A 14457-nucleotide genomic window follows, 5' to 3' on the forward strand; every position below is an offset into this window, starting at 1 on the left:
GGGCGGGATCGTGACTTGGGTCGGTAGACCGCAACGTACAGTACCGGAGCAAACATCCAGCGAGGCAAAGACCTCGTCCCTCACGCCGGTATCGTCGATGCGTACATTCTGGGGGCTGATGCGAGCCTACTGGTTCTCCAACCGGTGGAAGGAAGCTTGGACCCTCACCGTCGTCATTGCGCTGCTGACGGCATTGTCCAGCAAGGCTGGCGTCTGGTTTGCCGTGGCGTTGGGCGAATTGGGCAATTCGATCGCCTTCCTCCACGACGCCGCCAACACCCATCCGTTGCAGACCATCCTGACCAATGCCGGCATATTGGTGCTGCTGGTCGTGCTGAAGGATGCCGGCTTCACCGGCGTGCGCAATCTCGTTTCAACGACCTTGCACCGCAAATGGCGGGGTTGGCTGAACAACCAGTTCAACCAGGCCCTGCTCGACGGCAACCATACCCATTTCCACGCCCAGCACGGTTCGGCGGCCGGCGGCATCGTCGCTCCGGACAACATCGACCAGCGTATCCAGGAATCGATCAAGGACATGACCGGCGGCGCCATCGGGCTTGCCATGGGCGTGCTGGGTGTTGCGACTTCGCTCTATTTCATCGGTGAAAACCTGATTGGGTCCTCGGTCGAGGTCAAGGGCCTGGAATTCCTGGGCAGCTACGGCACCGCGGTGCTGGCATTCCTTGCCGTCGCCATCTATGTGCCGCTGAACACCTGGATCGCGGTCAAGCTCGGGCGCCTGCTCGAGCGGCTCAATGTGCGCATGCAGCAGGCCGAGGGCAGCTACCGCAGCGAACTGACGACGTTCCTGCGCCGCAGCTTCCACGTCGCCGCCTCGCATGGCGAGGGCGTGCAGAAGTCGATGCATGACCGGCTCTATGTCGATATCGACAAGACATGGGGGCGGCTCAACATCGTCAACACCAGCTACACGTCGTTCGAGCTGATCTACAATTTCGTCGGCGCCCGCATCGTTGCCTACTCGCCCGGCCTCGTGTCGTTCATCCACAACCGCCTCGATTACAAGGGCTACATCACCGGCTCCGAAATGGTCGCCCAGTTGATCAGCCAGTGTTCGTGGTTCATCCATGTGATGCCGGCGATTGCCACGCTGCGGGCCAACAGCCAGCGCGTCACCGAACTCGCCAACGCCATCGAGAACGTCCAGCACCCGCAGGAATTCTATCAGCAGACCGGCCGCTCCGACTTCAGCTACGCCACCCAGAACCCCGTATTCGGCCTCACCATCCAGAAGCTCGAGTTGGCGCACCAGGGCGAAGACGCGACGCCCTTCCTCAGCGCCGCCAATCTGCGTTTCCGTCGCGGCGAATGGACCTTCCTCAAGGGTGAGTCCGGCTGCGGCAAGACTTCGCTTATCAAGGCGATCAATGGCTTGTGGCCATATGGCCGCGGCACCATCGTTTTCCCGGAAGGCGTGACGAGCTTCTACGCCGCCCAGGAGGTCAAGCTGCAGCAGGTCTCGCTAAAGCAGCTCGTCTGCCTGCCGGGTTCCGAGAACGACCATAGCGACACGCAGGTCGCCGCAGCCCTGCATAAAGCCGGTCTCGGCGACTTCATCGGGCACCTGGCCGACGAGAGCCGTGAGGGCAAGGTCTGGGACCAGGTGCTTTCGGGCGGCCAGAAGCAGAAGCTGGTGGTCGCCCGCATCATCCTGCGGCAGCCCGGACTTCTGTTCCTCGACGAGGCGACCGGCGCGCTCGATCCCGAAGGCAAGATCGCCTTCCACCAGGCGATCAAGGACAATTGCGCGAACGTCACCGTCATCAGCGTCATGCATGAGGCAGTGCCACCGCGCTCGCTTACGGGCGAGGATTTCTACCACAGCGTGGTCGCGATCGCTGACGGCGTCGCCACCAAGAAGCCGCTCGCTCCCAGCCTGCCGCGCGAGCTCACCACCATCCTCACCCAGCCGCCGCGGCCGGCCGAGGACAAATGGCTGCGGTTCCGCCGGCTGAAGCAGAAATAGCAGTCAGGCCAAGCTTTTAACTGCTTCCATGGCTTGGCTGCTGCGGCTGCCGATCACAGTCTCGCGATCCGACCTCCCCTCACCCGATTTCCGAGCTTTTGACAATTGACTCGGCAAAAAGCGCTCCTATGTTGCGCCCGCTCGCCAAATTCAAACTCGAACCCGGCGAGCAGAAAGGTCAACCCGCCATGCCTGGCGACAGTCACAGTCGAACGCAACCGCCGTCCGCCCTGACGTGACCTGATGGCTCACGTCCTGCCGGACGGCAAGGAGTGAGCCATGAACGAATTCGCCCCCGTATTGGACGACGAAGCAACCGCCGTCGCCCGTGTTCTTGCCAACGATCACGTCGCCGACGTCGTCGAAGCCCTCAATCACGAACCCCGCGAGACGGCCATCGAGCTGCTTTGCGCCGTGCCGTTCGAGCGGCTGGTCGAGATTTTCGACCAGCCGGAGCTCGAAGCAGCGCCCGAGCTCGCCGAAGCCCTGCCCCGTCCCAAGGCAAGCAAGCTTTTGACCGCCATGTCGGTCGACCGCGCGGCCGACATTCTGCGCGAGTTAGATGAGCCGGCCCGCTCGGAGCTGCTCGGCGCCTTGGCCACGCCGCTGCGCGCGACGCTGCTATCCATCCTTGGCTATCCGGAAGGCAGTGCTGCCTCGATCATGACGACGGAATTCGTCAGCGTGCCCTCGGACTGGACCGTTGGGCGCACGCTCGACTACATCCGCAAGGTCGAGCGCACCCGCGAAACCATCTACGCCATCTACATCGTCGATCCGGAAACGCAGCTCCTGCTGCGTTCGACCGGACTGCGCCGGCTGATCACCGGCAACCCGGAGGATCCGATCCTGTCGGTGGCGCCCGATCGCGTGCCGGTGACGGTGACGCCGCTCACCGATCGCGAGAACCTGGCGCAGACGATCTCGAAATACGACCTGCTCGCCTTGCCGGTGGTCGACCATGGCAGGATCCTCGGCATCGTCACCGTCGACGACATCATCGACACGATGATCGAGGAGACGACCGAGGACGTGCATCGTTTCGGCGGCATGGAGGCGCTGGACGAGCCCTATATGAAGATGAGCTTCCTCGCCATGATCCAGAAGCGGGCCGGCTGGCTCTGCGCGCTGTTCCTCAGCGAGATGCTTACGGCCAACGCCATGCAAAGCTACGAGAGCGAGCTGGAAAAGGCGATCGTGTTGACGCTGTTCATCCCGCTTATCATGAGCTCCGGCGGCAATTCCGGCTCGCAGGCGACGTCGCTCGTCATCCGCGCGCTGGCGCTTCGCGAGATCGGGCTGCGCGACTGGTGGCGGGTGGCGCTGCGCGAGCTGCCGACCGGGGTGGTGCTCGGCTCGATCCTCGGCATTGTCGGCATCTGCCGCATCGCGCTCTGGCAGTATTTCGGCTTCTACGACTACGGTCCGCACTGGATGCTGATCGCGGCAACGGTGGGCGCGGCGCTGGTCGGCATCGTCACCTTTGGCTCGCTGTCGGGATCGATGCTGCCCTTCGCGCTGAAGCGCATCGGCTTCGACCCGGCAAGCGCCTCGGCGCCGTTCGTCGCCACGCTGGTCGATGTCACCGGGCTGGTCATCTACTTCTCGGTGGCGCTGGTGATCCTGCGCGGCACGCTGCTTTAATGCATGTCGCGCAAAAGTGACCTCGGTTTTGCGACAACGACATGCATCAAGCAACGACCTAAAGCGCGTCGCGTGAATCCGTTTCGACGCGACGCGCTTTAGGTCTGAAAACTTTACCGCCGCCGGTATTTATCGGCGGCGGGTTGTCTCCGTCATCCGGCCTGGCGGCCGTAGATCGCGTCGCGCAGCGCGTCCGGGAAAGCGCCCATCATGCCGGCGATCGCCGTGTTGGTGAGGGCCACCACCGTCAGCTCGAGCGTCGGGTCGACGAACCAGGAATGGCCGTAGACGCCGCCCCATCGCCAGGTACCCCGAGTCTGCGGCGTCGCCGCCGCCACCGGGTCGCGCAACACGCCAAATCCCAGACCCCAGCCCCAGCCTGGCATGGTTGTCTCCAGACCTGCGATCGCATCCCTGGTCATCGCCGTTGCCGTCTCGGGGCAGATGACCGTCCCGTCTCCGCGCCGCAGCGCTTCGAGCAGCTTCAGGACATCGCCGGCCGTTCCGTTCATGCCGGTGCCGCCGGATACGAAGGAGGCAGGATCGAAAGTGCGCCCGGGCGTGAACGAGATGGCGCCATCGCCGAAAGGTACGAGATGATGCTCGCCCATGGCGACTGCCCCGCCGGGGCCGTCCGCGTAAGGCGTCACCAGCCGGGCCCGGTCACGGACGGCAAAAGCCGTGTCGCTCATACCGAGCGGCTTGGCGACCAGGCGCTCGGCAAGGTCCGGCAAGGTCTCGCCCGCGGCTCTCGCCATCGCCTCCCCCAGGACGTCCATCGCCACCGAATAGCCCCAGCCCGCGCCCGGCGCGAAGGACAGCGGCACCGAGGCGATGCGGCGGAGGTTCTCGGTCATGGAAAGGCCCGGCTGGTCGAGGCCATCCGAGATGCCGGCCCGTTGATAAGGACCGCCGGCGGGCTGGCGAAAGCCGTAATCGAGACCGGCTGTATGGGTGAGCAAATGCCGGATGGTCAAGGCGGGTTCGCTGCCGTCGGCAAGCTTCGGTCGGAACTCGGGTATGAATTTCGTCACCGGATCGGCAAGATCGATCACGCCAGCCTCGACCAAGGCAAGCGCCGCGGTGGCGACGGCCGGCTTGGTCACCGAGGCCAGGCGGAAGATCGCGTCCTGTCGCATCGGCTCGTTCGCCTCGCGGTCGGCGACCCCGGCTGCGCGGCCATAAAGGATCTCGCCGCGCCGGGCGACGAGAACGACCGTGCCGACGATACGGCGCTCCTCGATCGCGCCATCCACGACCTGATCGACGCGCCGGGCGAAATTGCGGTCCAGCGGCGCGGCGGTGGCGGACATCGCAGGCTCCCTGAAATCCTGAAATGTCAGACGCGTTCGCCGTTCTTCACGCGATAGGTCGGCTTGTACATCGTCACCAGTTCCTCGGCCGCCGTCGGATGCACGGCCATGGTGCGGTCGAAATCGTCCTTGGTCAGGCCTGCCTTCAGCGGAATGCCGAGAAGCTGCGCCATCTCGCCGGCATCGGGGCCTAGAATATGGGCGCCGATCACCTTCCTTGACGCGCCGTCGACCACCAGCTTCATCAGCATCTTCTCGTCGCGGCCGGACAGCGTGTGCCGCATCGGACGGAACGATGCGCGATAAATCTCGACATCGGGATAGCGCTTGATCGCGTCGTCCTCCGACAGGCCGACGGTGCCGATCTCCGGCTGCGAGAACACCGCGGTCGGAATGGTGTCGTGATCCGGCGCGGTCGGGTTGTCCTTGAAGGCCGTCTCGACGAAGCACATCGCCTCGTGGATGGCCACCGGCGTCAGTTGCACGCGATGAGTGACGTCGCCAATCGCCCAGATGTTGTCGACATTGGTGCGCGAATATTGGTCGACCACGATCGCACCCGTCTTGCTGAGTTCGATACCGACGCCCTCCATGCCCATATTCTCGGTATTGGGAATACGCCCGATCGCCAGCATGACCTGGTCGACGGTCAGGGTTTGGCCAGAAGACAGCAGCACGTCGAGCCGGCCCTCCGAGGTCTTGCGCACCCATTCGGAAACGGTGGGGCAGAGGATCCTGATCCCCTTTTTCTCCATTGTCTCATGCAGCGAGCGGCGCAAATCCATGTCGAAGCGGCTCAGGATCTCCTGGCCGCGATAGACCAGCGTGGTGTCGACGCCCAGGCCGTGGAAGATGTTGGCGAATTCGACAGCGATGTAGCCGCCGCCCTCGATCATGATCGCCTTCGGCAGCTCCTTGAGATCGAAGGCCTCGTTGGAGAAGATGCAGTATTCGTGGCCTGACAGCGCCGGATGCGGCGCCGGCCGGCCGCCAGTGGCGATCAGGATCTGGTCGGCGCTGACCGTGCGGTCCTCGGCAACCAGATAGATGCTGTGCTGGTCGACGAGCACGGCGCGCGAATGAAAGGTCTCGCCGCCGGAGCCCTCGACATTCCTCTTGTAGATCGCCTCGAGCCGCGCGATCTCCTTGTCCTTGTTGGCGACCAGCGTCTGCCAATCGAAGCTTGCCTCGGGCACCGTCCAGCCATAGCCGGCGGCGTCGGCGAAATGTTCGGGAAATTGCGAGGCATAGACATAGAGCTTCTTCGGCACGCAGCCGCGGATGACGCAGGTGCCGCCGAAACGGTACTCCTCCGCGACGGCGACGCGCTTGCCGAGGGCCGCCGCCACCCGGGCCGCCCTCACCCCGCCGGAGCCGCCGCCGATGACGAACAAATCATAGTCATAACCGGCCATCGCGTGGGCTCCTGCGGATGAGAAAGACGGGTCACAGGTAGGCTGCAAAGCGGCAAAAGAAAAGCCCGGGCAAACCCGGGCTTTGTGGTCCAGCCGCCGTCGGCGGATTGACTGGGATCAGTTCTGCGAGTCGTCCGCCGGGGCCGAATTGTCGGCGGGAGCGGAACCATCGGCGGGCGCGGTGGCATCCGGAGCCGGTGCCGCCGGCGCCGCGGCCTTGGCGGCGGCGGCGATCGTCTCGCCGACCTGCTGGGCGAGGTCGCGGGCGACGCCATTCTGCCAGATGTCGGCGGCCTTCACGAGGTCGCGCGTCACCGCGGGGCCGCTGTCCAGCAGCTTCTTGCCGGCTTCCGAGCTGTAGAAGGTGGCGATGTCGTTGAGCTCCTGCTCGGAAAACACCTTGGCATAGGCAAGTGCTGCTTCTTTTTCGAGATCAGCGCGCCGCGAGGCGAGGCTGAGCGCTTTCTCGGCCACGGTCTTGCCGATCAGCTCCTGCATGTCGGGGTTCTTCTGGATCAGCTGCGCCTCGAGCGCGCCGGCCGCCTGCGGCAGGATGTTGTCGAACGTGTCCGTGGCATGGATCGCCGCGACGGCCGCGCGCGCCGCCTTCAGATGCGATTCGCTGACATCCTGCGCAAACACCGGCGAAGACAGCGCAAGGGCGGCCGAGGCCGCCAGAAGCATCGAAAAGCGGCGAACTCGTTTAGGCAACATCATGGTCGATAGAACTCCCTGGTTTCAGGCTGCATGGACGGTTTCGATACCGTCGCCGCCGGCGATGATGGCCGTTGACGCCAGCCCGATGAATAGACCGTGCTCGACAACGCCTGGAATGGCGAAGAGAGCATTCGACAGCGCTCTTGTATCCGGAATGCGGCCAAAAGATGCATCGAGGATAAAGTGGCCGCCGTCTGTAACAAATGGCTGGCCCCCCGTCATCCTCAATGTAACCGGGCCGGAAAGACCGAGCCCTACCGCGGCGGCCCGAACCGCGATCTCGGTGGCGCGCAGGCCGAATTTGTTGACCTCGATCGGCAGCGGGAACCGGCCGAGCGTCCCGACCATCTTGGATTTGTCGGCGATGACGATCATGCGATCGGACGCCGCCGCGACGATTTTCTCGCGCAGCAGTGCGCCGCCGCCGCCCTTGATCAGGGTCAGGTCCGGATCGACCTCGTCGGCGCCGTCGATGGTGAGGTCGAGTTCCGGCGTTTCTTCCAGTGTAGACAGCGGCACGCCGAGTTCGCGGCAGAGCGCCGCGGTGCGCTCGGAAGTCGGCACGCCAATGACCTTGAGGCCGGTCGCAACCTTCTCGGCCAGCAACCGCACGAATTCTTCCGCCGTGGTGCCGGTGCCGATGCCGAGGCGCATGCCGTCGCCGACATGGGCGAGCGCGGCCCGCGCGGCTTCGACCTTCAACTGCCTTGCATCCATGGGGAGCCCCGATTTCGCCAGTTTCGCGCGCCTCCTAGCATTTTTGCCTGTCCCGTCAAAGGGCCGCTCTCAAAGGCTCTGTGGACCGATCGAGGCTTCTTGCTTGAACCCGGCCCAACCTGTATCGGCTGCGGCAATTCAATCGCTACAGGAACGCGCCATGCCGAGCCCGATCATCGTCTTCGACCTGGATGGAACGCTGGTCGATACGGCGCCGGACCTGCTCGACAGCCTCAATCACAGCCTGGCGGCAAGCGACCTCGCCGCTGTCGACGAAGCCGGTTTCCGGCGCTTCGTCGGCCATGGCGGGCGCGTCATGATCGAACGCGCGCATGCCGCGCAGAACAAGGCGCTGGTGGCGGAAGAGCACGACCGGCTGCTGAACCTGTTCCTCGACCATTACACGCTGAACATTCCCGGCAAATCCCGCCCCTATCCTGGCGTCGTTGCCGCGCTCGATCGTTTCCAGGCCGCCGGCTATCTGATGGCGGTCTGCACCAACAAATACGAGGCCAATTCCGTGGCGCTGATCGGCGCGCTGGGCCTGTCGAACTATTTTGCCGCGATCTGCGGCCAGGACACCTTCGCCTTCCGCAAGCCCGACCCGCGCCATCTCACCGAGACGATCCGGCTGGCCGGCGGCGATACGGAGAACGCCTTGATGGTCGGCGATTCGCAGACCGACATCGACACCGCCAAAGCAGCCGGCATTCCGGTGGTCGCGGTCGATTTCGGCTACACCGACCGCCATGTGCGCGAATTCGAGCCGACCCTGGTGATCTCGCATTTCGACACGCTGACGCCGCAACTGGCCGAGCGGTTGATCGCGGCGGCACGCTGAGCGCGCAGACCCGTCTTCCCCAGTGCAATTGTAGAAGATGTAGAAGAATTCGTCGGGCCATTCATCCAACACTATCAAGCTGTTGGATGGTGGGCGATGCAGGGATTGAACCTGCGACCCCACCCGTGTGAAGGGTGTGCTCTCCCGCTGAGCTAATCGCCCGCTCTTTGCCCGAAGGCCGAAGCGAGCCGCGATATAAGGTAGGCAAGCTCTCGAAGTCAAGGCGATGTGCCGACGATCTTCGAACGACTGCCGAGCTGAACCGGTTAAGGCTCTAAATCAACCCCCGCCTCACATTCATGCGCGTCACAGCCGTCACCAGAATGGCGCCGGTCATGAAATAGAGCGTGGCGATGATGTGTCCTTGATGGAAATGCAGCCCGGCAAACAAAAGGGCCGTGACCACGGCAAGGAAGGCGATGACGCGTGAGAATGCATCGGGCATGGGGCGACCTTGTGCAATGTGTCGAGTAGCCGCCCTCATTCAGCCGATCGCTCCATAGAGCGGTTTTCGATTTTTCGCAATCTGCTCGGTGGCGAACTCTCAGGCCAAATCCACCTCGACCCAGAGCCCGCCCGGTCCCCGGGCAGCATCGCGCGGCAGACTGCGCACCGCCTGGATCGAGCCGGACGGCGCGGAAAAACCGGGCTTTCCGTTCTTGTCGGCCAGCCATGGATCGTCGGCGCGGATGACGCGGCCCTTGGTCTTTGTCTCGAGCGCGGTCAGGATACCGTCATAGGGCATCTCCCCCCAGTGCACTTTCAAGGCGTCGACCTTGTTGGTCGGAATGAAAGCCGACAGGTCGCTGCTCGTCAGCAGGTCAAAACCCTGTTTCTCCGGCGTGGCGTTCTGGCTGCCGTGATGCGCGACCTTGAGATAGACGGTGCGCGCCAGAAGATCGGCCGATGTGACGGTCCCCTGCCCCACCGGCCATTTCAGATCCTTCCAGCTCAGCCAGTTGCCGATCTGGGCGTCGCCGGGGAACAGCAGCACCCGGCCGCTGTCGATGAACTCGAAGGCCAGCACCAGGCTGGTGTTGTTGACGCCGCGGTCGAGCTGCAGGGCAAGGTCGGCGGCGATCCCCATCCAGTCGGCGTCGATGCGCCGCCAGGACTGGTCGCGGTCTTCCATGGATGCAGCAGCCGAAACCGGCCCGGAATAATGCTTGCGGACGAAGGTGGCGACATCGACGGCCGGGTCGCTGCCCTTGTCGCCGTTGAGCGCCGTGGAAAGCGGCGCGCCGACATTGCGCTCGAACGGACTGAGCTCGTCGACATAATTAGCGTCTGCCGCCTCGTTCATCTTGAGGCCGCTGGCCAGCGCCCGCGCGAACGGGCCGCCGCTGGCCAGCGGGAACATCTCGCTCGCCTTCTCCTCCAGACGCAGGGCCGCCTTGTCGCGCGGCGGGCCCAACACATAGACGCGAAGGTTGGGCAATGCGTCGATCAATACCGGCGACCCGCCGGGCTCGAAATAGGTCGGCGACGGTTTCTGCGACAGCTTTGCCGCCGCGTCGCGGGCCGAACGCACCCGCTCGCCGGCGACGCCGAACTGGAAGCCAAGCACGGACTGCAGGCCGTCGCGAACGCTGGCCATGTAGGAACTGAGCCCCTGCATTCCGTCGAGCTTCTGGCCCACGCCCTGCAGCGCGGCGATTGCCTGGCCCTTGAACTTGTCGAGTTCCGCGGCCTCCGCGTCGGCGGGATTTTCGGTCCACCCCATCCAGACATCGGCGACGACAAAATCCTTGAAAAGATCCTTCGCCGTCAGGAACCCGGAGACATGGTCCCAGTGTTCGTGCGTGACGACGAGGATGTCGATCTTGCCGCCGGTCTCCTTCCTGATGTCGGCGACGATGTCGCCGACCAGCGCCGGACCGCCCGCGATCGAGACATGGATGCCGCAATCGATGAGCATGCGGAATGGCTTTCCATCTGCCTTCTTGAAGGTAAGCAGATGGCAGTCGCCGATGCCCTGGCAGTAATGCCGGACAGTGGCGCCCGATGCCGGCGCAGCAGCCGCTTTTGCCGGCCTTGTCCTCGTCGCCGGCTTTCTAGACATGGTCGTCGTCTCCATCGCTGGCATGCAGCAGGGCAAAGGGCTCCGACACTTCGCCGCCGAAATAGAGCGCTCTGAGCGGCGACAGGTAATTGGCGGCCATAGTCCCGGCCTGACGCTTCTGCCGGTCCGCGCTGCCGGTGTTCTTGATGATCGAGTAGCGGATCTCCTCGAATCCCTCGCGCGGGTCTATGATGATGGTGGCGCCGCCCCGGAACCAGAAGAAGCCGTCGCCCTCGGCCATGCCTTGCGGCATCGCCGTACCGTCGAGCGCGACCGGAATCCGCTGCTGGATGACCGCCACGACCTCGACGCGGAACGAGCCGTCCGGCTCGACGCGGCGCGTCGGGCGCACGCTGTAGATGTCGAAGGTCGTCTCGCCTTTCTTCGGCGCGTGCATGACCGTCCCGTCCTCATTGTAGCGCGGCAGATCCGGCAGCAGGCCGAACTGCTTGTAGAGGTCCGGGTTGGAGGCGAAGGTCTTGTGCATCGCCTTCCACAGCGTGTAGCGGTTCTTGTCGTTGAGCGCGAAGATCTCGGCCCGTTTCAATTTCTGGTTCCAGCCGAGGTCGATCCTGCTGAGCAGGCCTTTCAGCCAGGTCGGAGAAGGATCTTCCGGCGCGCTCCAGGCGAGCGTCTCCTCCGAGACGGTGCGCACGTCGCGCGGCAACAGCTTCCATTTGCGGAACGATTCCAGGAAAGCCAGGCGGTAGTGCAGCGGATCGTCCGGATAGGCGTCGCGGTCGGCGGTGATCAGCGCGCGCAGATATTCGCCGAAGGTGATGTCGACGGAAGGGCAATAGTCGAGCGCGCGGATGCACATGGTCAGCATCTGCCTGGCGGTCTTGGCGACCTCGTCGGTCAGGCGTTCGACCAGGCTCGGATGCAAGGTTCCGGCCGGCAGGATGCCGGAGCCGCCGGTGGCAAGCTGGATCAGGTCGTCGGTCCGCCGGTCGGCGATCGCCAAGAAGGCCTGGTAGACGGCGAAAACCAGGATCGAGCCGCGGTCGTGCGCCTCGAAGGTCTTGTCGTAGTCGAGATCGGCCATGCCGGCGCCGCCATACTCGCGCAACGGCCCGGCCCGGCCGCTGCCCTCGCCGAACTGCTTGGCGATACCGGAAAGCAGCGAGGCGGCCGACAATTCGCCCCTCGCCTTGCCGATCTCGAAGCTGACCAGTTCCTTCAGCGTGAAATGCTGGAACAGCGCGACGATGTCGGCGAAGGCCTCGTGGAAGGCCGGCACGTCCGGGTTGGACGCTTCCTGGAAGCGGCGGTGCAGCCCGTCGAGCAGCGCATGCGACATCTCATGCGCGACGATGTCGCTGGACAGGCACGAAAACACCGTCGTTCCGGGCGTGGTGACGTCGCCCTCGTTGCTGATCGCCGGGAAATAGCCGAACAGCAGCGCCTTCTTTTCCGGGCTGTAATAGGCATTCTCGGCGCGCAACGCATGCGGATAGATGCGCAGGCGCGGCACGTAATGCGCCTTCACAGTCATGTCGCCGGTCCGGCCGGGAGCCTCGGCATAATGCGGCGCCCACAACGCCCGCCGGCCAAGAGCGCGCTCGAAATGGCCGATCGTGGTCATGGCGACGGCGTAGACCATCTGCTGGTGGAATTTCGGATTGCCCTCCGAAGGCGGCAGGCCGTCCTGCGCCAGAAGCACCTTGTCGTTGAGGTCTACCGGATCGTAGACGCGGTCGGACGCGGGGTCGACATCGACCACCTCGAGATATTCGCCGATCGGCCCCGGCAGCAAAGGCCTGTCCGTCGCCGGTTCGTCGTCCCAGGGCACGGAAAGCATCGCCTGATAGACCGAAACCGAATCGAGCCGTTTCGCCACCGAAGGATCGAGCGCGTAGATGCGCAGGCGCCGTTGCGGCGGTGGCAGCGGCCGCGGCTTGCGCTTGATAGCCGGCGCGGGGCCCATGACCGGCGCCGGAACCGCCGCGCTGGCGCCCGGCCGTCCGAGCAAACCTTCCAGAAACGCCTTCAGCGGCTTCGACGGGTTGCCCTGGTCGAGCGCCGCTTCGAGATAGCGGTTGCGGGCCGCGGCCGAAATATTGCCCGGATCGCCGTCCGGGTCGGCGATCGCCTGCTCGATTGTCGCCGCACCTTGCGCCATCTGCGTCAATTCCAGCGCAAACATCATTCGCTGCCGAAGCGTCGCAGGCGGGAGCGCCGCCAACGAGTTCCCGCCGGTCAAAAGGTCGAGCCAACTCCATGTGTAGGTGGCTCGAGCGAGCTTCGTCAGGCTGTTCGCCGCCGGCGGCGGGAAGCCCAGCGCATCGAAGGCCCGCAAGACGCCCTGCCCGATCTTCTCCTTCGTCTCCGCCGCATTCATCTTGGCCGTCGATTTCAAGGCCTTCGCGAACAACGCCTTGCGGACCGCCTCGATCCGCATCCATGGCTGGGGATAATTCTTCACCACGTCCCAATGCTCGGCCAGCCACAGAGCGGCCGCGGCAGCGACCTGGGGGGTGGCGGCCGAGGTGCCGTTGCCGTCCATGTCGACCACCTTGCGGCAATCGATTTCGGCCCAGGGCACGTTCGGTGTGTAGGCTCCCAGCGCCGTGCTCATCTTCGAAGGCGGCCCGTAATTGCCTTGCATGGTGCCGAAGGCGAGCCCGGCATAGGCGCGCCCGTCGCTCATCACGCCGCAGGCCGCAAGCACCCGGTTGTAGCGCGCGGGATAAACGATGCTGCCCGGCGTGATGGTGAAATTGTTGCCGGCCGCCGTGACCATGACCACGCCGTGGTCGTAGGCAAGGTTGACGGCATCCACCAGAGCCTGCGAGGCGAGGCCGCCCATGCTCATCGACAATACTTGCGCGCCCTGCTGGCGCGCATAGTCGATGCCTTGCACCATGGTGCCGGTGGTCAGCCGCACCACCCAGTCTGCGATGCGCACCGGCAGGATCTTCGCCAGTGGCGCGCCGCCGACGAAGTCGGTGAAGCCCGGCCAGTGCGGCGACGTGCCGTCGAGCTTGTTGCCGGCCAGCAGGCTGAGCGTGCCGGTTCCATGGCCGCGATTGCTGGTCAGCGTGCCGGCCGGAGCGTGGTCGGTCGCGTTGTTCGGGCCGGTCCCGTCGTCGACGAAATTGCGCTGCTGCGCTGTAAGAAGTCCTGCTGGAAGGGTTTCGTGAGCGGGATCGAAACCGGTATCGAGATGGGCGATGGTGATGTTGGCCTGCTTGGCGCCGACGCTTTCGCGCGCGGCCTTGAACTGGCTGAAGTCCGGCGCGGCATTCCATGCGACCCGGCCTGACACCGTCGCTTGTCCACCGCTCGGATCCTGGTCGTCGAACGTACATGTCGGAGCCGCGCTTGCCGCCATGCCGCGATCGCCGGCGCTATTCCTGTAATCCCATTGCTGCATGATATCGGGCTCGACCGCGAGCACCTCGCTCCCTGCGGCGGCCAGCGCCGGAGTCCGGGCGACAAGATCGTGAGCCTGGTCCCAGGGATTGTCTGCTTCGGCGGCATCCGTGGCCAAGCGGAGCCAGGTGGCGCCGCGGTCCGCGGCCGCGGCCGTACCGGCGCTTACAGCGCCAGGCGGGAGAGTAAGGATCGGCTCGGCTTCGATCCCGCCAATCCGCGGCGGCCCGCCTCGCACCGAGAGCCCCGCGCCGTCGCCACGAACCTTTACAAGGAGTCCCTTCGCGGCTGCCACGGCGTCCCTCCCCCAAGATGAACCATGGCGCCGACCGTCCGCTACAGTCAAGCCAAGGTTCCAACCACGCTTCGACTGATCTCTTTGC

Annotated in this window: 10 protein-coding genes and 1 tRNA gene; 3 read left to right on the forward strand and 8 right to left on the reverse strand. The window is 64.7% G+C overall.

Annotated elements, in window-relative coordinates; translation table 11 throughout:
* Nucleotides 1–97 precede the first annotated feature (97 nt).
* A complete protein-coding gene (locus FJ424_RS25600; RefSeq protein WP_181166857.1) occupies nt 98–1990 on the forward strand; it encodes an ABC transporter ATP-binding protein/permease in 1893 nt (630 codons plus the stop codon).
* Nucleotides 1991–2269: 279 nt separating this feature from the next.
* A complete protein-coding gene (mgtE, locus tag FJ424_RS25605) occupies nt 2270–3634 on the forward strand; it encodes a magnesium transporter (protein WP_140657823.1) in 1365 nt (454 codons plus the stop codon).
* Between the two features lie 152 nt (nt 3635–3786).
* Here mgtE and FJ424_RS25610 read toward each other — a convergent pair whose 3' ends face one another.
* The 4 genes from FJ424_RS25610 to rpiA all read right to left on the reverse strand — a co-directional run bounded on the left by FJ424_RS25610 (nt 3787) and on the right by rpiA (nt 7796).
* On the reverse strand, nt 3787–4947 hold the full coding sequence (locus FJ424_RS25610) for a serine hydrolase domain-containing protein (RefSeq protein WP_140657825.1): 1161 nt from the start codon (nt 4945–4947) through the stop codon (nt 3787–3789).
* Between the two features lie 26 nt (nt 4948–4973).
* Nucleotides 4974–6362 carry a glutathione-disulfide reductase gene (gor, locus tag FJ424_RS25615; protein ID WP_140657827.1) on the reverse strand — a complete coding sequence of 463 codons (1389 nt, stop codon included), beginning with the start codon at nt 6360–6362 and terminating at the stop codon, nt 4974–4976.
* A gap of 117 nt (nt 6363–6479) precedes the next feature.
* Nucleotides 6480–7079, reverse strand: coding sequence for a DUF2059 domain-containing protein (locus tag FJ424_RS25620; RefSeq protein ID WP_140657829.1), 600 nt, complete (start codon nt 7077–7079; stop codon nt 6480–6482).
* Nucleotides 7080–7100: 21 nt separating this feature from the next.
* Entirely contained in the window at nt 7101–7796 is a 696-nt protein-coding gene (gene rpiA, locus FJ424_RS25625) for a ribose-5-phosphate isomerase RpiA (RefSeq protein ID WP_140657831.1), read from the reverse strand.
* A 160-nt stretch (nt 7797–7956) separates the two neighbouring features.
* Between rpiA and FJ424_RS25630 the strand changes: the two genes are divergently transcribed.
* On the forward strand, nt 7957–8637 hold the full coding sequence (locus FJ424_RS25630) for a phosphoglycolate phosphatase (RefSeq protein ID WP_140657833.1): 681 nt from the start codon (nt 7957–7959) through the stop codon (nt 8635–8637).
* Nucleotides 8638–8724: 87 nt separating this feature from the next.
* Here FJ424_RS25630 and FJ424_RS25635 read toward each other — a convergent pair.
* The 4 genes from FJ424_RS25635 to FJ424_RS25645 all read right to left on the reverse strand — a co-directional run bounded on the left by FJ424_RS25635 (nt 8725) and on the right by FJ424_RS25645 (nt 14369).
* Nucleotides 8725–8799: transfer RNA gene (locus FJ424_RS25635), tRNA-Val, on the reverse strand.
* Nucleotides 8800–8911: 112 nt separating this feature from the next.
* Nucleotides 8912–9082 (reverse strand): hypothetical protein, encoded by a 171-nt coding sequence (locus FJ424_RS33700; protein WP_181164840.1) that lies wholly within the window; start codon nt 9080–9082, stop codon nt 8912–8914.
* A gap of 99 nt (nt 9083–9181) precedes the next feature.
* Complete coding sequence (locus tag FJ424_RS25640) at nt 9182–10699, reverse strand: MBL fold metallo-hydrolase (protein WP_181182137.1); 1518 nt, start codon at nt 10697–10699, stop codon at nt 9182–9184.
* Nucleotides 10692–14369 carry a S8 family serine peptidase gene (locus FJ424_RS25645; RefSeq protein ID WP_140657837.1) on the reverse strand — a complete coding sequence of 1226 codons (3678 nt, stop codon included), beginning with the start codon at nt 14367–14369 and terminating at the stop codon, nt 10692–10694. Before FJ424_RS25645 ends, FJ424_RS25640 begins: the two co-directional genes overlap by 8 nt.
* Between the last annotated feature and the right edge of the window lie 88 nt (nt 14370–14457).

This window comes from Mesorhizobium sp. B3-1-8, assembly GCF_006439495.1.
Taxonomy (GTDB): Bacteria; Pseudomonadota; Alphaproteobacteria; order Rhizobiales; family Rhizobiaceae; genus Mesorhizobium.

Bases quoted from the DNA above. Each gene is read 5' to 3' on its own strand.
- FJ424_RS25610 (WP_140657825.1), bottom strand. From the start codon at position 4,947: ATGTCCGCCACCGCCGCGCCGCTGGACCGCAATTTCGCCCGGCGCGTC.
- FJ424_RS25600 (WP_181166857.1), top strand. From the start codon at position 98: ATGCGTACATTCTGGGGGCTGATGCGAGCCTACTGGTTCTCCAACCGG.
- rpiA (WP_140657831.1), bottom strand. From the start codon at position 7,796: ATGGATGCAAGGCAGTTGAAGGTCGAAGCCGCGCGGGCCGCGCTCGCC.
- FJ424_RS25640 (WP_181182137.1), bottom strand. From the start codon at position 10,699: ATGTCTAGAAAGCCGGCGACGAGGACAAGGCCGGCAAAAGCGGCTGCT.
- FJ424_RS25620 (WP_140657829.1), bottom strand. From the start codon at position 7,079: ATGATGTTGCCTAAACGAGTTCGCCGCTTTTCGATGCTTCTGGCGGCC.
- mgtE (WP_140657823.1), top strand. From the start codon at position 2,270: ATGAACGAATTCGCCCCCGTATTGGACGACGAAGCAACCGCCGTCGCC.
- gor (WP_140657827.1), bottom strand. From the start codon at position 6,362: ATGGCCGGTTATGACTATGATTTGTTCGTCATCGGCGGCGGCTCCGGC.
- FJ424_RS25630 (WP_140657833.1), top strand. From the start codon at position 7,957: ATGCCGAGCCCGATCATCGTCTTCGACCTGGATGGAACGCTGGTCGAT.
- FJ424_RS33700 (WP_181164840.1), bottom strand. From the start codon at position 9,082: ATGCCCGATGCATTCTCACGCGTCATCGCCTTCCTTGCCGTGGTCACG.